This window comes from Micromonospora sp. CNB394 (genome assembly GCF_000374985.1).
GTDB lineage: Bacteria > Actinomycetota > Actinomycetes > Mycobacteriales > Micromonosporaceae > Micromonospora > Micromonospora marina.
Map to the genome: position 1 here is coordinate 71,474 of NZ_KB895828.1, position 23,955 is coordinate 95,428.

The 23,955-nt window shown below is 73.9% G+C and carries 21 protein-coding genes and 1 pseudogene; 5 read left to right on the forward strand and 17 right to left on the reverse strand.

The genetic code is table 11. The annotated features are described in order from the left end of the window. Nucleotide 1: 1 nt before the first annotated feature. Together C569_RS0107600 and C569_RS0107605 are read right to left on the reverse strand one after the other, a co-directional pair. Nucleotides 2-202 (reverse strand): DUF397 domain-containing protein, encoded by a 201-nt coding sequence (locus tag C569_RS0107600; protein ID WP_026267828.1) that lies wholly within the window; start codon nt 200-202, stop codon nt 2-4. Next, on the reverse strand, nt 199-966 hold the full coding sequence (locus C569_RS0107605) for a DUF5753 domain-containing protein (RefSeq protein ID WP_018785196.1): 768 nt from the start codon (nt 964-966) through the stop codon (nt 199-201). Before C569_RS0107605 ends, C569_RS0107600 begins: the two co-directional genes overlap by 4 nt. A 122-nt stretch (nt 967-1,088) precedes the next feature. Here C569_RS0107605 and C569_RS34135 point away from each other — a divergent pair, with 122 nt between their 5' ends. After that, nucleotides 1,089-1,436, forward strand: coding sequence for a hypothetical protein (locus tag C569_RS34135; RefSeq protein ID WP_018785197.1), 348 nt, complete (start codon nt 1,089-1,091; stop codon nt 1,434-1,436). Then, the gene (locus C569_RS0107615) at nt 1,433-1,702 is read left to right on the forward strand and encodes a hypothetical protein (protein ID WP_018785198.1); all 270 of its coding nucleotides are present in this window, start codon (nt 1,433-1,435) and stop codon (nt 1,700-1,702) included. The genes C569_RS34135 and C569_RS0107615 overlap by 4 nt, the downstream gene beginning before the upstream one ends. A gap of 10 nt (nt 1,703-1,712) precedes the next feature. On the opposite strand, the gene C569_RS0107620 is transcribed toward C569_RS0107615, so the two are convergent. The 5 genes from C569_RS0107620 to gltB form a co-directional block, all read right to left on the reverse strand. Continuing rightward, entirely contained in the window at nt 1,713-2,138 is a 426-nt protein-coding gene (locus tag C569_RS0107620) for a hypothetical protein (RefSeq protein ID WP_196806693.1), read from the reverse strand. A gap of 7 nt (nt 2,139-2,145) precedes the next feature. Further along, a complete protein-coding gene (locus C569_RS0107625; protein ID WP_018785200.1) occupies nt 2,146-4,824 on the reverse strand; it encodes a hypothetical protein in 2,679 nt (892 codons plus the stop codon). A 107-nt stretch (nt 4,825-4,931) separates the two neighbouring features. Then, nucleotides 4,932-5,717, reverse strand: coding sequence for an SGNH/GDSL hydrolase family protein (locus C569_RS0107630; protein WP_026267830.1), 786 nt, complete (start codon nt 5,715-5,717; stop codon nt 4,932-4,934). Nucleotides 5,718-5,989: 272 nt separating this feature from the next. Continuing rightward, entirely contained in the window at nt 5,990-7,504 is a 1,515-nt protein-coding gene (locus C569_RS0107635; RefSeq protein ID WP_018785202.1) for a glutamate synthase subunit beta, read from the reverse strand. Continuing rightward, complete coding sequence (gltB, locus tag C569_RS0107640; RefSeq protein WP_018785203.1) at nt 7,497-12,182, reverse strand: glutamate synthase large subunit; 4,686 nt, start codon at nt 12,180-12,182, stop codon at nt 7,497-7,499. The genes C569_RS0107635 and gltB overlap by 8 nt, the downstream gene beginning before the upstream one ends. A gap of 145 nt (nt 12,183-12,327) precedes the next feature. Between gltB and C569_RS0107645 the strand changes: the two genes are divergently transcribed. After that, nucleotides 12,328-13,170 carry a GNAT family N-acetyltransferase gene (locus tag C569_RS0107645; RefSeq protein WP_018785204.1) on the forward strand — a complete coding sequence of 281 codons (843 nt, stop codon included), beginning with the start codon at nt 12,328-12,330 and terminating at the stop codon, nt 13,168-13,170. A gap of 79 nt (nt 13,171-13,249) precedes the next feature. Here the strand turns inward: C569_RS0107645 and C569_RS0107650 are convergent, their stop codons facing one another. After that, nucleotides 13,250-14,437 (reverse strand): NAD(P)/FAD-dependent oxidoreductase, encoded by a 1,188-nt coding sequence (locus C569_RS0107650; RefSeq protein WP_018785205.1) that lies wholly within the window; start codon nt 14,435-14,437, stop codon nt 13,250-13,252. Nucleotides 14,438-14,448: 11 nt separating this feature from the next. Next, complete coding sequence (gene lgt, locus C569_RS0107655; protein WP_026267831.1) at nt 14,449-15,654, reverse strand: prolipoprotein diacylglyceryl transferase; 1,206 nt, start codon at nt 15,652-15,654, stop codon at nt 14,449-14,451. 102 nt (nt 15,655-15,756) lie between these two features. On the opposite strand from lgt, the gene C569_RS0107660 reads away from it, so the two are divergent. Continuing rightward, nucleotides 15,757-16,308, forward strand: a complete 552-nt coding sequence (locus C569_RS0107660) for an NUDIX hydrolase (RefSeq protein WP_018785207.1) — start codon at nt 15,757-15,759, stop codon at nt 16,306-16,308. 146 nt (nt 16,309-16,454) lie between these two features. Here the strand turns inward: C569_RS0107660 and trpA are convergent, their stop codons facing one another. The 3 genes from trpA to trpC are packed head-to-tail and all read right to left on the reverse strand — an operon-like array spanning nt 16,455 to nt 19,387. Continuing rightward, nucleotides 16,455-17,258: a tryptophan synthase subunit alpha gene (trpA, locus tag C569_RS0107665; protein ID WP_018785208.1), complete on the reverse strand. Its 804-nt coding sequence runs from the start codon at nt 17,256-17,258 to the stop codon at nt 16,455-16,457. Between the two features lie 4 nt (nt 17,259-17,262). Then, on the reverse strand, nt 17,263-18,489 hold the full coding sequence (gene trpB, locus C569_RS0107670; protein WP_018785209.1) for a tryptophan synthase subunit beta: 1,227 nt from the start codon (nt 18,487-18,489) through the stop codon (nt 17,263-17,265). 34 nt (nt 18,490-18,523) lie between these two features. Then, nucleotides 18,524-19,387 carry an indole-3-glycerol phosphate synthase TrpC gene (gene trpC, locus C569_RS0107675; protein WP_018785210.1) on the reverse strand — a complete coding sequence of 288 codons (864 nt, stop codon included), beginning with the start codon at nt 19,385-19,387 and terminating at the stop codon, nt 18,524-18,526. Nucleotides 19,388-19,772: 385 nt separating this feature from the next. Between trpC and C569_RS0107680 the strand changes: the two genes are divergently transcribed. Continuing rightward, the gene (locus tag C569_RS0107680; protein ID WP_026267833.1) at nt 19,773-20,048 is read left to right on the forward strand and encodes a hypothetical protein; all 276 of its coding nucleotides are present in this window, start codon (nt 19,773-19,775) and stop codon (nt 20,046-20,048) included. On the opposite strand, the gene C569_RS0107685 is transcribed toward C569_RS0107680, so the two are convergent. The 5 genes and pseudogenes from C569_RS0107685 to C569_RS0107700 all read right to left on the reverse strand — a co-directional run bounded on the left by C569_RS0107685 (nt 20,041) and on the right by C569_RS0107700 (nt 23,941). Next, nucleotides 20,041-20,598: a Trp biosynthesis-associated membrane protein gene (locus C569_RS0107685; protein ID WP_018785212.1), complete on the reverse strand. Its 558-nt coding sequence runs from the start codon at nt 20,596-20,598 to the stop codon at nt 20,041-20,043. The genes C569_RS0107680 and C569_RS0107685 overlap by 8 nt on opposite strands. Beyond that, nucleotides 20,595-22,148 carry an anthranilate synthase component I gene (locus tag C569_RS0107690; protein ID WP_018785213.1) on the reverse strand — a complete coding sequence of 518 codons (1,554 nt, stop codon included), beginning with the start codon at nt 22,146-22,148 and terminating at the stop codon, nt 20,595-20,597. Before C569_RS0107690 ends, C569_RS0107685 begins: the two co-directional genes overlap by 4 nt. Further along, on the reverse strand, nt 22,145-22,558 hold the full coding sequence (hisI, locus tag C569_RS34140) for a phosphoribosyl-AMP cyclohydrolase (RefSeq protein WP_026267834.1): 414 nt from the start codon (nt 22,556-22,558) through the stop codon (nt 22,145-22,147). Before hisI ends, C569_RS0107690 begins: the two co-directional genes overlap by 4 nt. 180 nt (nt 22,559-22,738) lie before the next feature. Then, nucleotides 22,739-23,389, reverse strand: a pseudogene (locus C569_RS34145) (phosphoribosyl-AMP cyclohydrolase); the annotation flags it as partial. 162 nt (nt 23,390-23,551) lie between these two features. Next, nucleotides 23,552-23,941, reverse strand: coding sequence for a MerR family transcriptional regulator (locus tag C569_RS0107700; protein ID WP_018785215.1), 390 nt, complete (start codon nt 23,939-23,941; stop codon nt 23,552-23,554). Nucleotides 23,942-23,955: the final 14 nt, after the last annotated feature.

The window sequence follows — 23,955 nt, forward strand, 5'->3', positions numbered from 1 at the left end:
GTCACTGGCCTTCGCGTACGCCGATCTCCTTGGCCAGGTCGACGAAGCGCTGCCAGGCGACTGGTTCGAAGGCCAGCATTCCACCGGCACGGTCCTTGGTGTCTCGGACCAGCACGACGCTCGCGAGGTTGTCGGCGACCTCCACACAAGAGCCGCCGTTGTTGCCGCTCTTCGTGCTCTTGCGCCATCGCGCAGCGGTCATGTCCATGATCCTGCCGCTTCCCTGATCAGGTCTAGTGACTGGGTTCGGGAGAGGGCCTCGCCCCTGATGCGCTCCCACCTACGGCTGAGCGTAGCAACGGCCGCAGCCTCATTAAGGAGCTGCGCGGACGCCTGGCTGTCGACGTGCGCGACATGCTCACCGGTGGGCAGTTCGGCGAGGATGAAGCCACCACCGAGCCCTGGGTACATGCCGATGTCCCTCGGCACGACGTGTATCTGCACACCGGGCAGGGCTGCGCAACGGACCAGGTGCTCAAGCTGCTCCCGCATCAGCTCCCGGTCGCCGTAGGCCGACTGATGCAGCACGCCCTCGAAGATGACCGCGACAACCAGGGGCGGCCGGTCCCGACGGAGGATCGCCTGTCGTTCGAGCCGCGAGGCGACCAGCTCATCGATCTCCGCTGCGGTCAGCGCCTCGCCGGCCAGCGTCGCACGTGCATATGCCTCGGTCTGCAATAACCCGGGCACCCATGTGTGCTCGAACCAGCGGATCGACACGGCGTCCCGTTCCCAGTCGACCCACTCACGCAGCCACGGCGGTTCACGGCGCTTGAGGACGTCCGGCCAAAGATCCCCGACGTCCCGGCCGAGGAGCGCCGCCACCTGGGCACGTCGCCGCGGCTGCGGAGTACGTCCCGGAGAGACCCAGCGGGCCGCCGTCTTCGGATCCACGCCGGTCTGAGCTGCAAGGCTCTCCGCTGTCTCACCGGCTTCGGCCATCGCCACCTGGAGCGCGTGGTTCATCCTTCCTCCCTCATGGACGTCCAGGACACCCCGACACCATACGACAACGCTGTGTATTGGTCCCGTAGCCGTCGGCAAGGTGAGGCACAGGTTGATGCCGCCGATATCCCAAGGGGGAACCCATGCCCGACGACAGGCCGAAGGCGAGGCGTGCCGGCGCACCGCCGACCACGCCGACGCACACTCGACTGATCAAGGCGGGCGACCTCCTGCGCCTCGGCCGCGCGGCGAGCGTGCAGTTCTGCCGCCCAATCACGGTGCGCGTCATTCGGGAGATCGCCGAGCGCCACCCGTACGACGGTTGGGCGTGGATCGAGGCGTACGAGTTGAACGGCAAGGGCGTCGCGGTCGCCAAGCGAGAGCTGTTCGTGCGGCTCGCCGGGCTGCGCTGGCTTAATGCCGGTGCCGGGCAGGGGGCGGCCATTGGGCACCGTGTTCGGATCGCCGCCCGGCCACGGGTGCCGGCATGAACACCGACACCCGTCCGCATCTGCCGATCCGCCCGCTCTGGATCTGCAAGCGCTGCGCCCACCCGTGGCCGTGCGCGGAGGCTCGGCTGGCGCTGCTGACCGAGTACGCGGCTGATCGCCTCGCCCTGTCGGTCTACCTGTGCGGACAGCTCTACGACGCGGCCCAGGAGCTGCATCGCCTCAATCCGCACGAGGCGCCGAGCCCGCAAGCGCTCTTCGCCCGCTTCGTCGGCTGGGCACCGTTACGCACGTCGCCGTTTCGTTGAGCACGAAGCGCTACGCCTCCACAGCTCGATCCTTCGACCTCGACCCGAGCGCTTCGGCGATGGCGGCGAACTCCGCGTGAGCTGCTTGCAGGTCGTCGACGATCTCCTGGGCGATCACCTCGGGTGGCAGTAGCGAGTCGGCATCCTCCTGCGAGGCGTCCTTGAGCCAGGTGATGTCGAGGTTGACCTTGTCCCGGGCAATCAACTCGTCGTACGAGAACGCGCGGAAGCACTCGGTCTCCACCCGCTCGGCGCTCTCCTTGCCCGGCAGGTAGCAGTCGACGAAGTCCTGGAGGTGCTGGCGTCGCTGTGGGTTCTGCTTGAGTGTGAAGTGCCGGTTGGTACGGAAGTCGTACACCCAGAGCTTCTGGGTGTACGACTCCTCACAGGCACGCTTGCGCTCGAAGAAGAGCACGTTGGCCTGCCCACGTACCAAGACCTGCTCAGCGTGTGGCGGCGCGGCAGCCGGGGTCGGGGCCTGCGTCGGCCACCCCGCAGTGGAACACCTCGACCGGGGCGGCGTCCACATCGGGCACCTTCGCCACGGTGAGCAGCGCCAGCCGCTTCGCCACCGGTTCGCCGGAGTCCGGGGCGTACCGGATCAGGCCGCTGACCCCCGGGTAACCGCCGGCGGCGTTCTGCCGCAGCACCTCGGCGTGCACCCCGACCGGATTCACCGAGCGGGGCTCCCAGCGGCGGCCGGTGTCCGCGTGACGCAGCCGGGCGGCGAGGCTCTCCAGCGCGCGTACCGTCATCATTGTCGCGTCGTAGGCCAGGCTGACCCGCTCGCCGACCGGCGGGCCGGTCCCGGCGCGGCAGCGGGGCGGGTCGAGCAGTCCGTCCGCGCCGATCCAGGTGAGGAAACTGCCCCGGGCGTCGTCCCGCCCGGCCTGCGCGGTCCGCAGCGCCGCGCAGGTGGCCAGCGCTGCCTTCGACACGTACGTGACCGGCAGGTTGCCCGGCGCGCTGGCGCGCAGCCCCGGGTTGGCCATGTAGCGGTTCACCGAGTCGTCGGCGACCAGGTGCCGGGGCGGGTTCGCGCCGCACTCCTTGAGCGCCCGCATGAACCCGTCGAACTCCGACCAGCGGCCGGCGAAGAAGAGCATCCCGGGGTAGCCGCACTCCTGGGTGAGCCGCCGTCCACTGCGCCACTCGTCGAGCCGGGTGATCCGGTCACCGAAGCGTTCCCGCAGGCCGTCGACGAGGGTGGCGACGTAGAGGTCGTCGGTGAGCGAGCTGCGGTCGCCGGTGGTCCAGTAGACGTGCGCCTCCCCCACCCGCAGCACCTGCCGGGCATACGCCTCGACCATCCGGGCCTGGTCCCGGTTCGGCGCCGACATGGCCAGGTAGAGGCTGGAGTTGGCGTCCATCCGGTCGGCCGACAGCGTGGGGGCGAGCACCGGCAGGCCGACCCGGTTGAGTTCGCGCAGTGCCGCCGCCGTACTGGTGCGGCTGTCCACCAGCCCGACCACGCCCAGCACCGTGGGGTCGTCGCGGGCCAGCCCCTCCAGCATCCGTACCGCGTCGCCGGCGTGCCGCATCTGCCGCCCGGCGTTCGCCACCACGATGTGCAGCAGCGCCGCGTCGTCCGCCGCCGCCGACTCCTGCAGCAGGGCGTACTGGGCGGTGGCCATGCCCTCCAGTTCCTCCCGCTCGGAGACGTAGGACTCCTCGTCCGCCCGGGTCCGGTTACCGGTGAGGCTGCCCAGGTAGACAAGCGTCAGGTAGGGGCGGCGGTGGTCGCTGCGCCGCCACACCTCCTCGGCGGCCCGGTTCTGGGCGAAGATGCGGCGCTGTACGGCGCGCAGCCGGTCCTGCCCGGGCTCGCTGTTGAAGACCTGCCCGGCGGTGTCGCTGTAGCCGACGCACTCCCCGCCCACGAGCCGGACGGAGACCCGGTCGGCGGGCCAGGGGCGGCAGTCCGGCGCCCACCGTCCGTGCGCCCACACGCCCAGCCCGGCGACGAGCGCCAGAGCCACCGCGGCGGGCAGGAACCGCCGCGCCCACCAGGGCGGGTCGGGCGCGACCAGGGCCGGCGGGACGCCTCCCACCGGGACGTCGACGTCCCGGTCGTCCGCCTCCAGCAGCATCAGCCAGGCGCCGGGGCGGCGCAGCCGTCGGTTCTCCGGCAGCGCCTCGGCCCACTCCTCGTACACCTCCTCGGCCTGGGTGAGCGGCCGGGCCGCGGCCGGTTCCGGCGGCGGGTCGGCGGCGACCGCGACGACGAGCAGCGGGTCGTTGCGGCCGGTCTCGTTGCGCACCTCGTCGACGAGCCGGACCAGCGTGTGCCCGACGTTGTCCGGGCGGGCGCCGTCGAGCACCAGCATCGGATAGGCGGTACGGCGCCAGTCTCCCGGCCGCCAGAACCGCCGCCGGTACGCCAGGCGCAGGTCCTCCAGGAACGCGTGCAGCAGCAGCTTCTCCACCTGGGCCGGGTGTTCGCCGTCGCGCCACCCGGCGGTGAGCCGCTCGGCGAAGCCGAGGAACGTCACCGACTGCCGGGGCGCCAGGTACTGCTGACGCATGAACCAGCGGTACTGCCGGCCCACGAGCGGCACCCGGCCGGACACGGCGATCCGGAACACCACGCTGGGCACGGCCCGCCACAGCAGCCAGAGCAGCAGATGCACCGCGGTGCCGAGGCCGGAGTCGCCGCCGACCTGGGGGTCGTCACCGGCCCGCCGTCCCCGCCAGTCCCGCAGGCGGCGCACCAGCGCGGCCCGGCCGCTGTCGGCGGCGTCCAGGTCCACGGCGAGCGTCTGGTGCATCAGCCAGTCGGCCAGCGGGTAGTGCCGGAACCGCAGCCGGGGAGCGCCGAACGCCTCCACCGAGAGCTGCCGGTGCAGTTCGCGCAGGACGGCCGCGACGTCGTCGCCGGCGGGCCGGTCGGCCAGGTCCAGCACTGCGTGCGGCACCCGCCGCCCGGCCCGGCGCGCCGCGAACCGCCGCAGCAGGGCCGCTGTCGCACCGTCGGCGGCGGGCCGGACCAGCCAGAGCAGCGGCAGCCGGCGGTCGCCGCGGCGTGGGCGGCGCAGCAGCCGGGCCAGCAGGGTGAGAAGTTCCGGGCCGCCGGACGGGAGTTGCTCGCGGACCGGCCGCGGCCGGGTCACCGGTTCGCGCATCGTCACCTCCGGGTGGCACAGGGTGTCACACCATTGTCGACGCTCGATGCAACCGCAGGAGGGCCCCGCTCGACGGGTGCCGAGCGGGGCCCTCCTCGTCGTACGGATCAGCCGATCGCGGCGGTCAGCGCGGCCAGGTAGCCGTAGCGGTAGCCGCTGGCGTTCGGGTGGTACGCCTCGATGACGCCGCTGACGTCACGGATCCACGGATCGGCGGCGCACACGCCGTGGCCGGTGAAGACCGTCCGCGCGTCGACGAACGTACCGCCGGCCGCGCCGGCCCGGCCGGCGATGACGCCGTTGAGCGTGTCGGCGGCCTGGTTGAGGATGGTGCGCTTGTAGCTGCTCATCGCGAACAGTCCGCAGTAGCCGGTCTCGAACAGCCGCGGGTAGCCGAGCACCACCAGCCGGGCATTCGGCGCCCGGTTGCGGATCGCGGTGTACGTGGCGTCGAGGCGGGCCGGCAGCGTCGTGGTGGCGAACGCCTTGGACTCGTTGACCGCACTCTCGCAGCTGGACGTGCTGCCGAAGCGGCAACTGGTCATCACGTCGGCGAAGCCGGCGTCGTTGCCGCCGATGGTGATGGTGACGAGCGTGGTGCTGCTGCTGAGCTGGCCGACCTGGTTGTTCAGCACGTCGGCGGTGACCGCGCCGCCGCAGGCCGGGAACTTGAAGCTGGTTACCGAGTGGGCTGCGGCCCACAGCGGGGCGTACGACTTCTGGCTGCGCAGACAGGTGGACAGGTCGTACGGGCCGGCGCCGACACCGGAGGAGTAGGAGTCGCCGAGGGCGACGTAGTTGACGGTGGCCGCCCGGGCGACGCCGGGCAGGAGCACGGCGCCGAGGACGGCCGCCAGGACGGCGGCGAGCACGGTACGGACGCGACGGGGCATGGTAGAGCCTCCACGGGGCAGGGGTGGTGGAGCCCGTTGACCGCGCGCGTGGCCGAGGGATCGGTGCTGTTACTGGTCGGTAATGCTATCGAAACATTCACCGAAATAGAACAGGTGAGTTCGGCGAGCCGGGGAAGATTCGTTCACATGCGTCGACCCGGTTGCCGGTGACGCCGCAGCGCGTCCCGCCGTGCGACCGCCGCCGCCGTGCGGACGGCGATGTTAAGAAGGGCCCCCTCCTCTACCGGAGGCGTTAAGAGGGGGCCCTTCCTTCAGCGCGCGGCGAGTGGCTGGCGGGCCGGGTCGACCGGGGCGGGCAGCTCGCCCACCCCACCGAGGTACGTGTGGATCGCCGCCGCGGCGGCGCGTCCCTCCGCGATCGCCCACACGATCAGCGACGCGCCCCGGTGCATGTCACCGGCGACGAAGACGCCGTCGGCGGCCTGCCAGTCCCCACGGGCGTCGACCGCGCCCCGGCCGTTGCGGGTCACCCCGAACTGGGCCAGCAGCGGCTGTTCCTCGGTGCCCTCGAAGCCGATGGCGAGCAGCACCAGGTCGGCCGGGATCTCCCGCTCGGAGCCGGGCAGCGGCGTGACGATGCGGCGACCGTCCACCTTCTTCACTGTCACCTCGGCGATCCGGACCGCGCGGACCTGGCCGGTGCCGTCGTCCACGAACTCCTGCACGGCGACCGCGAAGACCCGCTCGCCGCCCTCCTCGTGCGCCGGGTAGTTGCGCAGCAGCCACGGCCAGGTCGGCCACGGGTCGCGGGCCGCGTCGCGCTCCGTGGGCGGCTGCGGGTAGAGGTCGAGCTGGTGTACGCCGGCCGCGCCCTGCCGGTGCGCCACACCGAGGCAGTCCGCGGCGGTGTCGCCACCGCCGATGATCACCACGTGCTTGCCGGCGGCGTCGATCGGCGTACCGTCGGGCAGCGCGGCGAGGGCGGGCCGCCCGTCCCCGGCGGCGGCCACCACGCGGTTCGCGGCGACCAGGTGCGACATCGCCTGGTGCACGCCGCGCAGTTCCCGGCCCGGCGTCTCCGGGGTGTCCCGGCCCTGCAACGCGCCGCAGGCCAGCAGCACCGCGTCGTGCTCGGCGCGGATCTGCTCGGCGGTCACGTCGACGCCGACGTGCACACCGGTCCGGAAGCGCACGCCCTCGGCGGTGAGCTGGGCCAGCCGCTTATCGATGTGCTGCTTCTCCAGCTTGAAGTCGGGGATGCCGTAGCGGAGCAGGCCGCCGATCGCGTCGTCGCGCTCGTACACGGTGACCGTGTGACCGGCACGGGCGAGCTGCTGCGCGGCCGCCAGCCCGGCCGGACCGGAACCGACCACCGCCACCGACCGGCCGGTCGGCGTGGAGGCGGGCCGGGGTCGCAGGCCGTCGCGGGCCACCGCCGCGTCGGCGATCTCCACCTCGACCTGCTTGATGGTGACCGGCTGCTGGCCGCCCAGGCCGAGCACGCAGGCCGCCTCGCACGGCGCCGGGCAGAGCCGGCCGGTGAACTCGGGGAAGTTGTTTGTGGCGTGCAGCGACTCCACCGCCGCGTCCCAGTTGCCGGTGCGGACCAGGTCGTTCCAGTCCGGAATCCGATTTCCAAGAGGGCACCCGGCGGTGTCGCTGTGGCAGAACGGGATGCCGCAGTCCATGCACCGGGTGGCCTGCTCGCGGATCAGCTCCTCGCCGGCCGGCGGGTACACCTCACGCCAGTCGGAGATGCGCACCGGCACCGGACGGCGGGCCGGCAGCCGCCGGTCGTAGCGGAGGAAACCGTTCGGGTCAGGCACGAGCCACCTCCTGGGCGACCACCCGGGGCGCGGGTGGCAAGGACGCGGCCGGCTGAGCCGCCGGGGCGGCTGTCGCCGCCAGTGCACTCATCACCGCGTCGTCGACGTCTCGGCCGGCGGCTTCGGCGGCCCGCATGATCTCCATGACCCGGCGGTAGTCCCGGGGCACCACGGCGGTGAACTCCTCCACCGCCTGCGGCCAGCGCTTGAGCAGGTCCTCGGCGACCGCCGAGTCCGTCTCGGCGAAGTGCCGCTGGACCAGCTCGTGCAGCCGGTCGCGTTCCTCGTCGCGCAGCGGCGACAGGTCGACCAGCTCGGCGTTGACGAGCCGCTGGTCGAGCCGGTGCACGAACGCGGTGCCACCGGACATGCCGGCGGCGAAGTTGCGCCCGGTCGGCCCGAGCACCACGACGGTGCCGCCGGTCATGTACTCGCACCCGTGGTCGCCGAGGCCCTCGACCACGGCCACGGCGCCGGAGTTGCGGACCGCGAACCGCTCGCCCACCCGGCCGCGCAGGAACACCTCGCCGCCGGTGGCGCCGTACAGGATGGTGTTCCCGGCGATGATCTGGTCCTCGGCGCGGCGGCCCGGCTCGGCGTCGACGCCGACGAACGGCGCGGCGGCGTCCGGCCGGACCACGATCCGGCCGCCGGACAGTCCCTTACCGACGTAGTCGTTGGCGTCGCCGTACAGGCGCAGCGTGACACCGCGCGGCAGGAACGCGCCGAACGACTGGCCGGCGGTGCCGTGCAGCAGGAATTCGACGGTGTCGTCGGGCAGGCCGTCGCCGCCGAAGCGGCGGGTCACCTCGCCGCCGAGCATCGCGCCGACGCTGCGGTGCTCGTTGCGGACCTCGACCTCGACCCGGACCGGGGTACGGTCGCGCAGCGCCGGACCGGCCAGTTCGATGAGCCGGTTGTCAAGCGCCGCGTCGAGGCCGTGGTCCTGGGCGCGTACGCCCCGGCGGGCCGCGCCCTCCGGCAGCTCCGGCAGGTGCAGCACGCGGCTCAGGTCGAGCCCGTGGCCCTTCCAGTGGTCGATCGCGCCGGCCACGTCGAGCAGCTCGGTGTGGCCGATCGCCTCGTCGATGCTGCGGAAGCCCAGCTCGGCCAGGTAACCACGGACCTCCTCGGCGAGGAAGAGGAAGAAGTTCTCCACGAACTCGGGGCGGCCGGTGAAGCGTTCGCGCAGCACCGGGTTCTGGGTGGCGATGCCGACCGGACAGGTGTCCAGGTGGCACACCCGCATCATCACGCAGCCCTCGACGATCAGCGGCGCGGTGGCGAAGCCGAACTCCTCGGCGCCGAGCAGCGCCGCGACCAGCACGTCCCGGCCGGTCTTGAGCTGGCCGTCGACCTGCACCGTCACCCGGTCGCGCAGCTTGTTGAGCAGCAGCGTCTGCTGCGCCTCGGCCAGGCCCAGCTCCCACGGCGTACCGGCGTGCTTGAGCGAGTTGAGCGGGGACGCGCCGGTGCCGCCGTCGTGCCCGGAGATCAGGATGACGTCGGCCTTGAGCTTGGCCACGCCCGCCGCGACGGTGCCCACGCCCACCTCGCTGACCAGCTTGACGTGCACCCGGGCGGCCGGGTTGACGCACTTCAGGTCGTGGACGAGCTGGGCCAGGTCCTCGATGGAGTAGATGTCGTGGTGCGGCGGCGGGGAGATGAGGCCGACACCCGGGGTGGCGTGCCGGGTCCGGGCGATCCACGGCCAGACCTTGTTGCCCGGCAGCTGACCACCCTCGCCGGGCTTCGCGCCCTGCGCCATCTTGATCTGGAGGTCGTCGGCGTTGACGAGGTATTCGCTGGTAACGCCGAACCGGCCGCTGGCGATCTGCTTGACCGCGGAGCGCCGCGCCGGGTCGTGCAGCCGCTCGACGTCCTCCCCGCCCTCGCCGGTGTTGGACTTGCCGCCGAGCCGGTTCATCGCGACGGCGAGCGTCTCGTGCGCCTCCGCCGAGATCGACCCGTACGACATGGCGCCGGTGGCGAACCGCTTGACGATCTCGGTGGCCGGCTCGACCTCGTCCAGCGGCACCGGCGGGCGTGCACCGGTGCGCAGCGTGAACAGCCCGCGCAGCGAGCCGGCCTGCGCGGCCAGCTCGTCGACCTTGGCGGTGTACTGCCGGAACACGTCGTACTGGCGGCTGCGGGTGGCGTGCTGGAGCAGGAAGACCGTCTCCGGGTTGAACAGGTGCAGCTCGCCCTCGCGGCGCCACTGGTACTCGCCGCCGACCTCCAGCCGGTCCGTGGCCTGCGCGCCCGGCGCCGGCCAGGCCCGCGTGTGCCGGGCCGCCACCTCGGCGTGGATCTCGTTCAGTCCGATGCCGCCGATGGTGCTCGGCGTGCCGCGGAAGTATCTGTCGACCAGGCGGGTGTCCAGGCCGACGGCCTCGAAGACCTGCGCGCCGCAGTACGACGACACGGTCGAGATGCCCATCTTGGACATGATCTTCAGGACGCCCTTGCCGAGCGCCTTGACGTAGTTGCGGACGGCCTTCACCCGGTCCACGCCGGTCAGTACGCCGGTGGAGATCATGTCCTCCACCGACTCGAAGGCCAGGTACGGGTTGACCGCCGCCGCGCCGTACCCGATCAGCACGGCCGCGTGGTGCACCTCGCGGCAGTCGCCGGACTCGACGACCAGCGCCACCTGGGTACGGGTCTGCTCGCGAACCAGGTGCTGGTGCACCGCGGCGGTGAGCAGCAGCGACGGGATCGGCGCCAGGTCGGCGTTGGAGTCCCGGTCGGAGAGCACCAGGATGCGGACGCCGTCCTCGATCGCCTCGGAGACGTGCCGGCAGATCTCGGTCAGCCGCGTCTTGATGCCGGCGCCGCCGTCGCGCAGGCGGTAGAGCCCGGAGACCCGGACCGCCTTGAAGCCGGGCAGGTCGCCGTCCTCGTCGATGGACAGGATCTTGGCCAGCTCGTCGTTGTCGATCACCGGGTACGGCAGCACGATCTGCCGGCAGCTCGCCGGGCCCGGGTCGAGCAGGTTGCCCTCCGGCCCGATGGTGGACGCCAGGCTGGTCACCAGCTCCTCCCGGATGGCGTCCAGCGGCGGGTTGGTGACCTGCGCGAAGAGCTGATGGAAGTAGTCGTAGAGCAGCCGCGGCCGGGTGGACAGCGGGGCGATCGGCGTGTCCGTGCCCATCGAGCCGATCGGCTCGGCGCCGCTGCGGGCCATCGGGCCGAGCAGGATCTTCAGCTCCTCCTCGGTGTAGCCGAACGTCTGCTGGCGGCGGCGTACCGAGTCGTGGGTGTAAACGATGTGCTCGCGCGGCGGCAGGTCGTCCAGTTCGATCAGGCCGGCGTGCAGCCACTCCTGGTACGGCTGCTCGGCCGCCAACTCCGTCTTGATCTCTTCGTCGGAGACGATCCGGCCGTTGACGGTGTCGACGAGGAACATCTTGCCCGGCTGGAGGCGGCCCTTGGCGACCACCGTGGCCGGGTCCAGGTCGAGCACGCCCGCCTCGCTGCCGAGCACCACCAGGCCGTCGGTGGTGTGCCACCAGCGACCCGGGCGCAGGCCGTTGCGGTCCAGCACCGCGCCGACGACCTCGCCGTCGGTGAACGCGACCGACGCCGGGCCGTCCCACGGCTCCATCAGGCTGGCGTGGAATCGGTAGAACGCGCGCTTGTCGGCGCGCATGTCCGGGTCGTTCTCCCACGCCTCGGGGATCATCATGAGCACCGCGTGCGGCAGGCTCCGCCCGGCCAGGTGCAGCAGTTCGAGCACCGCGTCGAAGTTGGCCGAGTCGGACGCGGCGGGCGTGCAGACCGGGAAGACCCGGCGGATGTTGCCGGGGATGCTCGGACTCCGGAGCAGGGCCTCGCGGGCCTGCATCCAGTTCCGGTTGCCGCGGATCGTGTTGATCTCGCCGTTGTGCGCGATGAACCGGTACGGGTGCGCCAGCGGCCAGGACGGGAACGTGTTCGTGGAGAAGCGCGAGTGCACCAGCGCGATGGCGCTGACCACCCGCTCGTCGGTCAGCTCCGGGTAGAACGCCGGGAGCTGGTCCGGGGTGAGCATGCCCTTCCACACCATGGTGCGGCCGGACAGCGACGGGAAGTACGCCGGCACGCCCCGCTCGGCGGTCTCCCGCTCGACCTGCTTGCGCAGGCAGAACGCCACCCGGTCCAGGTCGAGCCCGGTCAGCGGGGAGCCGGCCGGGCCGTCCGGCGAGCCGGTCAGCCGGTTCGCGGCCACGAACAGCTGCCGGACCCGGGGCATCGCCGCGAGCGCGGTCTCGCCCAGGCCGGACGGGTCGGTCGGCACCTCCCGCCAGCCGAGCACGTCGGCGCCCTCGACCAGCGCGTACTTGTCGATCACCTGGCGGGCGCGGGCCTCGGCCGCGTCGTCGTCAGGCAGGAACACCAGGCCGGTGGCGTACTGGCCGGCCGGGGGCAGCGGGAAGTCGACGGTGGCGCGCAGGAACGCGTCCGGCACCTGGATCATGATCCCGGCGCCGTCCCCGGTGTTGTGCTCCGCGCCCCGGGCGCCCCGGTGGTCCAGCCGGCACAGCGCCCCGAGGCCGTTCGCGACGACCTGGTGCGAGCGCCGTCCGTGCAGGTCGGCCACGAAGGCCACGCCGCAGGCGTCGTGCTCGTACGCGGGGTCGTAGAGCCCGGTCGTCTGTGGGGCCGGCTGCGGGCTGTGAGGGTACGGAAAGGCCACCGGGCCTCCTGTCGTCACTCAGGTTCGATCATGATGGGGACGACGTCGGCCCTCTGCGGTTTATTGAGTCTACGTTAGGGCTTCCGGCGCAAGGCCAGTTCAGATTGATCACACTTCCAGATGCTGGGACGTGTAGTCTCGCGCGGTGGATCTCGCACGTGCTGACACACTCGACCGGTTGGAGCGGTTCTACGACGCGGTGCCCCGCGACGGGGCCCGGACCGAGGATTACGGCGCCCTGGTGCTGTTCGTCCGGGACGGGGCGGGCTGGCCGTTCTACGCCCGGCCCCGGCTCGACGCCACCGAGGCGCCCACGCTGGCCGACGTGACGGCGGTCCGCGAACGGCAACGGGAGCTGGGCCTGCCGGAAACGTTCGAGTGGGTGCACGAGCACCAGCCCGACCTGCTGGCGGTGGCCCGCTCGGCCGGACTCAGCGTGCTGGAGGCGCCGCTGATGCTGCTGGAGCCGGAGCGGCTGCCCGAGCCGGGGATTTTCAGCGCCGTACCGGTGCGGGTGCTGGACCCCGCCGGCCCCGGCTTCGCGGCGGACATCGCGCTGCGGCGGGCCGTCGCGGCGGTCGGCTTCGCCAACGGCGGCACCGCGCGCGGCGAAGCCGGACCGGCCGAGCGGGACGCCGCCCTCGCCCAGCTGGACGTGGCCGCGCTGGAGGAGGAGGCGACCCGGGTCGCCGACGGGCGGCGCATCTCGGTGCTCGCCGAGACGCCCGACGAGGGCGCGCTCGCCAGCGGGATGGCGATGCGGGTGGACGACGTGGCGGAGATCGCCGGCGTGGCCACGCTGCCCTCCGCCCGGCAGCGCGGGCTCGGCGCGGCGGTGACCGCCACCCTCGCCCGGGAGCTGCGCGCCGCCGGTACCGACCTGATCTTCCTGAGCGCCGGCAGCGAGGACATCGCCCGCGTCTACCTGCGAGTCGGGTTCCGCCGGGTGGGCACCGCCTGCATCGCCGAGCCCACCGCCGTCATCTGAGCACCCGCCCGGCCCGCGTGGTCCCCGAGCCCGCACCACCGGGGCCGGGCCGCCGAGAGGCCGGCTCGCGGCGGCACGGTCAGGACGGCGGCTGCCAGGCGGCGGCCGCCGCGGCGGCGGTGTTGCGCAGCCGCGGGCTGATCGTGCCCAGCGCGGCGTCCCGGGCGCGCAGCGCCAGCCGGCCCCGGGCCTGGAGGACCGCCGACATCCGCCGGGTCTGCCGGACCATCGTGGCCGCGCGGGGGCGGCGCAACCTGTCGTACCCGGCCACCGCGTCCGGCAGCCGCGACTCCCGCAGCAGCCCGGCCAGCGTCGCCGCGTCCTCGAACGCCAGGCAGGCGCCCTGCCCGAGGTGCGGCGGCATGGCGTGCGCGGCGTCGCCGAGCAGCACCACACCGCCCGGGCCGGCCGGGAAGCCGTACGCCTTGGGCAGCGGGCGCAGCTCGCGGATCTCCTGCTGCACCACGTCCTCCGGGTCGGTCGCCTCCAGCAGTGTGCCGATCGGGGCGGGCCAGCCCGCGAACCAGCGTTTGAGCAGCGCGAGCTGGATCTCCGGCGGTTCCGGGCGGGGCGCGCCGGCGGCCGTGGCGACCCAGTAGACGCCGCCCCGGCGGGACGCGCCCGCCGTGCCCCGCTCGCCGAGCGAGGCGGCCAGGAAGCGGTACCCGGCACCGAGCGTCTCGCCGTGCACCGGCTGGTCGTCGGGCAGTTGCGGGGCCCGGTACCAGGGGATGACCGCCCGCCAGGCGGCGCACCCGGAACTGACCACTGCGGTCTCCGGGGCGAGCTGCCGGCGGACCTCGCTGTCCGTGCCGTCGGCGGCCACCACCAGGTCCGCCTCGTAGGTGTGCCGGCCGTCGCCCACCGCCGGGCGCTCACCCGACACCGCGCGTACGGTCCGCACCGTCACGCCGGTCCGCAGTTCGACCCGGTCGCCCAGGCCGGCGATGAGCGCGTCGTGCAGGTCCTCCCGGTGCACCACCACCGGCATCCGCTCGGCCGGCATGGACCGGGCCTGCACCAGCCAGTGGCCGTCCGGGCGGCGCACGCCGCCGTCGGGCAGCGGGGTGGCGATCGCGTCCAGCCCGTCGCCCAGTCCGAGAGCGCGCAGCGCGCGTACCCCGTTGGGCCAGAGCACCACGGCGGTCGGCTCCGGGCGGACCCGGTCGGCGCGTTCCAGCAGCGTGACCTGCCAGCCCGACCGGGCCAGCACACCGGCCGCCGCCATTCCGCCGAGGCCGGCGCCGACCACCACCGCGCTGCGCATGACTCCCCCGCTCAGCTGTCCCGGTCCGCCGGGCGCCCGCCGCCGTCGGCCCGGCCGGCGTTCGTGCGCTCCGCGTCCGCCCGCTCCGGATCGGTGTCGTCGCCGTCCGCCCGGTCGGCGTTCGCGCTGTCGCCGCCGTCCGCGCCGCCCGTCGCGTCGCCGTCGGCGGCGGACTCGGCCCGCGCCGGTTCGTCGTCGGCCGGGGGCAGCACACCGGTCGTCCGGTACGCGTCGAACTGCTCCTCGCTCACCACCCGGTAGCCCTCGGGCGCGGCCGGCCGGGCGGTGACCTCCCGGGCGGAGAGGTCGACCTGGGACACGTCGCCCGCCGGGGCCGCCGCGGGGGCCGGCTCGCCCACCGGCACCAGGTATTCGCGGGGTCCGCGGACCCGGACGAAGTAGGCGAGCGCGCCGAGGAAAACCAGCGCGGCCGTCCAGACGTTGAGGCGTACGCCGAGGATCAGGTTCGCCTCGTCGGTGCGCATCAGCTCGATCCAGAACCGGCCCGCCGTGTAGCCCATCACGTAGAGCGCGAACGCCCGGCCGCGGCCGAGCCGCAGCCTGCGGTCGAGGAACAGCACCAGCGCGGCGACACCCACGTTCCAGAGCGCCTCGTAGAGGAACGTCGGGTGGTAGAGCCCGGGCTGGAGCACCGGGTTGCCGGCGTCGTCGCGCAGCGCGTGACCCGGGTTGTCCGGGTCCATGACGTGCACCTCCAGGCCCCACGGCAGCGTGGTCCGCCCGCCGTACAGCTCGTTGTTGAACCAGTTGCCCAGGCGGCCGACGGCCTGCGCCAGGGGCAGCCCCGGCGCCAGCGCGTCGGCGACGACGGCGAACGGGATGCCGAGCTGCCGCGCGGCAAGCCACGCGCCGACCGCGCCACCGGCCACCGCACCCCAGATGCCGAGGCCGCCCTCCCAGATGTAGAGCGCCTTGATCGGCTCACCACCGGCGCCGAAGTATTTCTCCGGCGAGGTGATCACGTGGTAGATCCGCGCGCCGACGATGCCCGCGGGCACGGCCCAGACGGCGATGTCCAGCACCGCGCCCGGCGCCACACCGCGCCGGCGCAGCCGGTACTCGGTGACCACGCAGGCCACCACGATGCCGAGGATGATGCAGAGCGCGTACGCCCGGATCGGAACCGGACCGAGCTGCCAGACAGCGGTGCTGGGGCTGGGCATGGCCGCCAGTGGGGTCATCGGGGCGAGGGTCACGGGTGCACACGGTACCGGTGCGGACCGTGTGTGCGGCACCCCGGGCCGCCTGCCGCGCGGGTGGGATGACTTCTGGTTTGCACGGTCGTAGGCTCTTTGTCCATGAGCCCGCTCACCTGGGCTGTCGCCGCTGTCGTCACCGACGGGTCCGGCCGGCTGCTGCTGTGCCGCCGGTCCGCGGGGGCCCGCCGCTGGGGGTTGCCGGGCGGGCGGCTGCGCCACGACGAGAGCCCGGCGGACGCCGTCGTCCGGGCGGTCCGCGCGGAGACCGGCTGGGCGGTGACGCCGGCCGACCTGGTGGGCCTCTACCGGGTCACCGATCCGCAGGCGCCCGCGCCGCCGGCCGGGCGGTGCGGCGGGCGGCCGGACGTGCTGGTGCACGTGTTCCGCGCCGCGCCGGCCGGCGCCGATCCGCCGGGTGAGCCGGTGGCCGGCTGTCTGGCGGAGTGGTGGCCCGCGGACGGGCTGCCCGGCGCGCTCACCCCCACGACGCGCGCGGCGGTCGCGGACGCGCTCGCCGGGCGCTCCGGCGTGCTGCGCCGCACCACCGCCGCCGACGCGTTCACGCCACCCGGCGACGGACCGCCCGGCGACGGGCGGCCCGCCCCGCCCGGCCAGCGCGCATCCGAGCAGGCCGACAGCAGTAGCCGCTGACCACCCGCTCGCGCATGATCGGCACCAGTTCGGCGAAGTGGCGGTCCTGGCGTCCATGACCACGCCAGGTCGGCGGAATGGAGTCGATCAAGCAGCTGGCCCCGGTGCGGCCGGGGCCGGTCAGCGCAGCCTCGGCGAACCGACCGTCAGCGGGCGGGGTTGCGGACGCCGTCGGCCAACTCGGCGCTGAGCTTGCGCAGCGCGGTCAGGCCGGCCGCCTGGTCCGGAGCGTCCAGCACGCAACGGACCAGCGCGCTGCCCACGATCACCGCGTCCGCGTACCCGGCGACGGTGGCGGCCTGCGCGCCGGTGCCCACGCCCAGCCCCACGCCGACCGGGATGTCGGTGACCTCGCGCAGCCGGGAGACCAGGACCGGTGCCGCCTCGGAGGTCTGCGCGCGGGCGCCGGTGACCCCCATGATCGCGGTGGCGTAGACGAAGCCGCGGCAGTGCTCGACAGTCATCCGCAGCCGCGCGTCGGTCGAGGACGGCGAAACCAGGAACGTGCGGTCCAGGCCGTGCGCGTCGGAGGCGGCCAGCCACTCGGCGGCCTCGTCCGGGATCAGGTCGGGCGTGATCAGGCCGGTGCCACCGGCGGCGGCCATGTCGCGGGCGAACGCGTCCACGCCGTACTGCTCGATGGGGTTCCAGTAGGTCATGGTGACCACGCTCGCACCGGTCGCGGCGACCGCCTCGACGACGCGCAGCGCGTCGGCGACGCGGACGCCGCCGGCGAGCGCGATGTCGCTCGCCTTCTGGATCACCGGGCCGTCCATCACCGGGTCGGAGTACGGGATCTCCACCTCGATGACGTCCACGCCCGCCTCGACCATGGCCTTCATGGCGGCGATGCTGCCCTCGACGGTCGGGAAGCCCGCCGGCATGCAGCCGACCAGCACCGCCCGCCCGTCCGCCCGCGCCTTGTCGAAGGCGACCCCGATGCGGCTCACGCTGTCACTCCTTGTCGAGGATGCCGAAGTACGCGCCGGCGGTGTGCACGTCCTTGTCGCCCCGGCCGGACAGGTTGACCACGATCACCGGTTCCCGGCCCAGCTCCTCGGCGAGCCGGGGGGCGATCGCACGGGCGCCGGCGAGCGCGTGTGCGCTCTCGATCGCCGGGATCACGCCCTCGGCGCGACAGAGCAACTCGAACGCGGCCATCGCGTCGGCGTCGTCCACCGGCAGGTAGGTGGCCCGGCCGGTGTCGTGCAGCCAGGCGTGCTCCGGGCCGACGCCCGGGTAGTCCAGGCCGGCCGAGATCGAGTGCGACTCGATGGTCTGCCCGTCGGCGTCCTGGAGGACGTACGTGCGGGTGCCGTGCAGCACACCGGACGAGCCGCCGGTGATGCTGGCGGCGTGCCGGCCGGTGCCGACACCCTCACCGCCGGCCTCGAAGCCGTAGAGACGGACCCCGGCGTCGGGCACGAACGCGTGGAAGATGCCCAGCGCGTTGGAGCCGCCGCCGACGCAGGCCGCCACCGCGTCCGGCAGCGCGCCGGTCAGCTCCAGGCACTGCCGGCGCGCCTCCTCGCCGATGCCGCGCACGAAGTCGCGGACCATCTCCGGGAACGGGTGCGGTCCGGCGGCGGTGCCGATCAGATAGTGGGTGTCCTCGACGTTGGCGACCCAGTCCCGCATCGCCTCGTTCATCGCGTCCTTGAGCGTGCGCGAGCCGGTTGTCACCGGGACGACTGTGGCGCCGAGCATCCGCATCCGGGCCACGTTCAGCGCCTGCCGCTCGGTGTCCACCTGGCCCATGTAGACGACGCATTCCAGGTCGAACAGGGCGGCGGCGGTGGCGGTGGCGACGCCGTGCTGACCGGCGCCGGTCTCCGCGATGACCCGCCGCTTGCCCATCCGCTTGGTGAGCAGCGCCTGGCCCAGCACGTTGCGGACCTTGTGCGCGCCGGTGTGGTTGAGGTCCTCCCGCTTGAGCAGGATCCGCGCGCCGACCCGCGCGGAGAACCGCCGGGCCTCGTAGAGCAGCGAGGGCGTACCGGCGTAGTCGCGCAGCAGCGCGTCGAACTCGGCGAGGAAGTCCTCGTCGCCCATCGCCTTCCGGTACGCCGCGTCCAGCTCGTCGAGCGCGGCGACGAGCGCCTCGGGGACGAACCGGCCGCCGAACCGGCCGAAGTGACCGGCGGCGTCGGGAACCTGGCCGGTTGCGGGTGCGGCGCTCATCGCGGGCGTCCTCTCGGATCGGGTGCCCGGCGGCTCAGCGCACCGGGCGGGGCGTGGCCGGGTGGTTACCGGCGTTGACCAGCTCGGCGACCGCTTCGCGCGGGCTCTTCTGGGTGACCAGGCCCTCGCCCACCAGCACGGCGTCGGCGCCGGCGGAGGCGTACCGGATCAGGTCGTGCGGACCGCGCACCCCGGACTCGGCGATCTTGACGACGCTGCTCGGCAGGCCCGGCGCGATCCGCTCGAACACCGAACGGTCGACCTCCAGGGTACGCAGGTCGCGGGCGTTCACACCGATCACCTGCGCACCGGCCTCCAGGGCGCGGTCCGCCTCCTCCTCGGTGTGCACCTCGACCAGCGCGGTCATGCCGAGGGACTCGATCCGCTCCAGCAGCCCGACCAGCGCGTTCTGCTCCAGCGCGGCCACGATCAGCAGCACCAGGTCGGCGCCGTGCGCGCGGGCCTCGTGCACCTGGTAGCTGGAGACCACGAAGTCCTTGCGCAGCACCGGCACGTTCACCGCGGCCCGCACCGCGGCGAGGTCGTCGAGCGACCCGCCGAACCAGCGGCCCTCGGTCAGCACGCTGATCGCCCGCGCGCCACCTGCCGCGTAGTCCCCGGCCAGGTCGGCCGGGTCGGCGATCTCGGCCAGCCGTCCCCTGGACGGCGACGAGCGCTTCACCTCGGCGATCACCGCGACGCCGGGGCGGCGCAGGGCCGCGTACGCGTCGAGCGGTGGCGGCGCGGCAGCGGCCAGTTCCCGGATCCGCTCCAGCGGAACCTGCTCCTGGCGCCGGGCGACGTCCTCCCGCACGCCGGCCAGGATCTCGTCGAGGACCCCTGCGGACGGCGCCGCTCCGGCGTCGTCCCCCTCCTCGTGCGCATGCTCAGCAGTCACCAACGGACTCCCCTCTCCGGGCGTCATGGGCCGATGCTAGGGGGCGCCACCTGGCGACGAGTGCCGGGGGGTATGGCGCACCTCACGACATGGGCTGTGGCATGATGGCCGACTTCCGGTGAACGCCATGTCACGCAGCGCCACCGCTTGCATCGACCGTCACCCATCCCCTATCTCACCACGATCGATCCGGGCCCGCAGGACGGGTTCCGGGCGACCGCTGTGACCAAGCTCAAGGACCTCCGGCCCTGCCCAGGTCGCCCCCGGTGCGACAGCGTTGACCTGTGCTTCACTGCGGCGAAACGTCCGCCCGGGAGCATCGTCGTCGGGCACACTCGACGCCGGCGGCTGCCGACCGTCGCCAACGATCTCGGATGGGGTGACCATGAGCGCCAACGGGCCGACCCAGACCATCGGCTTGACCACCATCTCCCGCACCGTCGCCTCGCTCGCCGTCGGCGTGGTGCACACGCTCGAACGCGCGGCGGCCGGTGACGGCCGGATGCGTACCGCCCGGGGCAACGCCTGGGAGGCGGTCTGCGCCGACCGGGCCCGCGCCGCGCAGCGCCGCGAGCTGGAGCGGCTGGTGGCGGAGCTGGCCGCCGCACGGGCCGCGGCCCGGCAGCGGCGCGACGCCCGCGAGGCGCAGCCGGTCAGCTGACCGTCGGGTCCTCGCCCCGGTCCAGCGCGTCCCACGCGTCCCGGGTGCCACGCTCGACCGCCGGCCGGCCGGGCTCGTCCGCCGGGTCGGACCGCCGCTCGTACCGGGCACCCATCGCCGGCCAGCCGTCGCCACGCAGCGCGGTGAACGCGCCGCCGGCCGCCAGGGCCAGGCCCCCGGCCAGCACCAGCGCCGGCCACCGGAGAGTCACCCCGGTCTCGGTCAGGCCGATCCCGCCGCCGGCCGCCACCGCCACGCCGACGCCGGCCAGCAGCACACCCAGCAGCCGGCGCAGCCGGCCCCGGGTGGCGAGCACCGCGCCACCGCCGGCGAGTCCCACGTAGGTCAGCGCCAGCACCCAGGGCAGCAGCTCCGTCCCGGTACGCTCGGCCCGTCCGGACGGCAGCGACCCCCGCGCGGTCACCTCGACCGCCCAGGTCCGGGTCACCGCCCAGCCGGCCAGGCCCGCGCCGGCCAGGCAGAGCAGCACCGCGTACGCGAGTTCGCGCCGGCCGCGGGCCGCCGGCGCGGTGGTGCCGGGCACGCTCACCGGGCCGCCCGCAGCGTCTCGGCGGCCGCGATGGCGGCGAGGACGGCGGCGGCCTTGCTGCGCGTCTCCTGGTCCTCGGCGGCGGGGTCGGAATCGGCCACGATCCCGGCGCCGGCCTGCACGTAGGCGCGGCCGTCGCGGATCAGCGCGGTCCGGATCGCGATGGCCATGTCCAGGTCGCCGCCGAACGCGAAGTAGCCGACGGTGCCACCGTAGACACCGCGCCGCACCGGCTCCAGCTCCTCGATGATCTCCATGGCGCGCACCTTGGGCGCACCGCTGAGCGTCCCGGCCGGGAACGTCGCGGCCAGCGCGTCGAACGCGGTGCGGTCGTCGCGCAGCTCCCCGACGACTGTGGAGACGATGTGCATGACGTGGCTGTAGCGCTCGATGGTGGCGAACTCGGGCACCTCGACGGTGCCCGGCCGGCACACCCGGCCCAGGTCGTTGCGGCCCAGGTCGACGAGCATCACGTGCTCGGCGCGTTCCTTCGGGTCGGCGAGCAGCTCGGTGGCGAGCTTGGCGTCGCCGTCCGGGGAGCCGCCACGCGGACGGGTGCCGGCGATCGGGTGCAGCAGCGCCCGCCGCCGCCCGTCCGGCCCGGCACTGACCTTGAGGTGCGCCTCCGGTGACGAGCCGACGATGTCGAAGCCGTCGAAGCGCAGCAGGTACATGTACGGGCTGGGGTTCGTGGTGCGCAGCACCCGGTAGACGTCGAGCGGGTCGGCGTCGGTGGGGCGCTCGAAGCGCTGGCTGAGCACGACCTGGAAGCACTCGCCGGCCCGGATCGCCTCCTTGGCCGCCTCCACCGCCTCCGGGTAGCCGCCCTCGGGGGTGCGGCTGACCACCTCGCCGACGCCGGGGCGCCCGACGGTCGAGACCATGGGCGGAATCGGCCGGGACAGCGCTGTGGTCATCGCGTCGAGGCGCCCGACGGCGTGGTGGTACGCGGCCTCGACCCGCTGCGCCCGGCCGCTGTCGTCGAGCGGCGGCAGCACCGCGTTGGCGACCAGGATCGCGGAGCCCTCGTAGTGGTCGAGGACCACCAGGTCGGTCGCGAGCATCATGCCCAGCTCGGGCACGTCCAGCTCGTCCCCGGTCAGCTCGGGCAGGCGCTCGAAGCGGCGGACCAGGTCGTAGGCGAGGTAGCCGACAAGGCCGCCGGTCAGCGGCGGCATGTCACCGGCCGGATCCCAGCCCGGCCCGGCGAGCGCGGCGACGGTCTCGCGGAGCACGGTGACCGGGTCGCCGCCGGTGGGCACGCCCGCCGGTGGTGTGCCGGTCCAGCTCGCCGCGCCGTCGCGCTCGGTGAGCGTGGCGCTGCTGCGGACGCCGATGAACGAGTAGCGCGACCAGGTGGTGCCGGCCGAGCCGACGCCCTGCTCGGCGGACTCCAGCAGGAACGAGCCGGGACCGCCGGCCAGCTTGCGGTAGACCCCGACCGGCGTCTCCGCGTCGGCGAGCAGCCGCCGGGTCACCGGCACGACCCGCCAGCGGGCGGCCAGGTCGGCGAAGGTGGACCGGTCCGGGCTGACCGCGCCGTCGGTCACGGGGTCACCTCCGGCGAGCTGACCGGCAGGTCGGTGAAGAAGCAGGTGCGCTGCCCGGTGTGGCAGGCGGCGCCGACCTGCTCGACGCCGACCAGCAACGCGTCGCCGTCGCAGTCGAGGGCCACCGAGCGCACGTACTGGTGGTTGCCCGAGGTGGCGCCCTTGACCCAGTACTCGCCGCGGCTGCGCGACCAGTAGGTGGCCCGCCCGGTGGTGAGCGTGCGGTGCAGCGCCTCGTCGTCCATCCAGGCGACCATCAGCACCTCGCCCGAGTCGTGGGCGCGGACCACGGCGGCGACGAGGCCGTCCGGGGTCCGGCGGAGCTTGGCCGCGATGGCCGGGTCGAGCCGGGACGGACGGGCCGGGCCGGGAGCGGGGGCGCCGGTCAGCGGCGCGTCAGGGGCGGGCACGGTTGACCATTCTCCCGCACGCGGCCCGGGCACCGCCGACGTGTCCCGGGAGGCGGGCGGCACCGTGCGCAGCACCCGGCCCAACTCGCCGAGGTAGCGGTCCACCCGGCCGTCGACCAGCGCCTCAGCCAGGTCCGCGCCGTGGGTGGCGGCGATCTCGTCCGCGTACGGGCGGATCAGCGGGAGGATGCCGGTGACCAGCCGTCCGGCGGCGGCGCCGACAGCGGCCGGGTCACCGGCGCGCAGCCCGAGGCAGAGCAGCATGTCGTGGCGGTAGCCGGGCGGGGCGACCGGCAGGTCCAGCGCGGCGGTCAGGGCGGCCCGGCGGGACACCACGCGTACCGACGGATTGGCCGGCCGCAGCACCGAGGGGCAGAGCCGGGCCAGGTCGGCCGCGGCGAGCCGGACCCCGACCGGGTCGTCGGCCACGCGGGCGGCGGCGACCTTGCCGAGCGTCGCGACCAGTTCCTCCAGGCGCGGCTCGTCGGCGGGCTGGCAGAGCACCGGCAGGTCGATCCGGCGGCGCCATTCCGGTACGGCCCACAGCAGCCGGGCGGGCGCGGTGACCGGGAGCCCGAACGCCCAGTCGGCGGGCTGGCCGAGGCGGCGTACCCAGGAGCGGACGTCGCGGGCCGCCACCGACACGTGCACGAGGCGACCACCGTACTCGGTCAGGTACGCCCGCCGGGCCGCGTACGGCGTGCCGCGGCGGGACGTGGCCGGCCGGATCCCCGGGCCGGCCGGCCGCCCGTCGTCGGCGACCACGAGCACGTCCACGTCCACGTCGCTGTGCTCGGTGGCGGCCCGCCGGGCGTGACTGCCGCGCAGCATGATCCCGACGACCGGCCGGTCGGCGGCCTGCCGCAGGCGGGCGGCCCAGTCGTCGAGGAATGCGGTGTCGGGCAACTGCGCTGGACCCACGGCGTCATGGTGCCCAAATCCGATCTTCGCCGCAATGACCGTTGCCGGACCCGGTGTCCGCCGCTGGGGCGTTCAGGCTGATTCCTCCTCGGCCCGGCGGTACGCGTCGATCTTGTGTTCGAGGATCTTCAGGTCCTCCTCCAGCTCGGCCATCCGGGCCAGTACGCGGGCCCGGTGCGCCTCGAACAGTGCCCGTCGCGCGCCGAGTGTGCTGTCGCCGTACCGGGCCAGTTCGGCGTAGCGGCGCATGTCGCGCACCGGCATCCCGGTGCGGCGCAGCCGGGTGAGCAGGAACAGCCAGTTGACGTCGGACTCGGTGTAGCGCCGGCGGCCCGACGAGTCCCGCCCGACGCGACCCACCAGGCCCTCCTGCTCGTACCAGCGCAGCGTGTAGGTGGTCAGGCCGACCCGTTCGGCCGCCTCACCCACGGTGAGGCTCGTCTCCCGCGTGCTGATGTCCACGCTCTCCAGGCTTC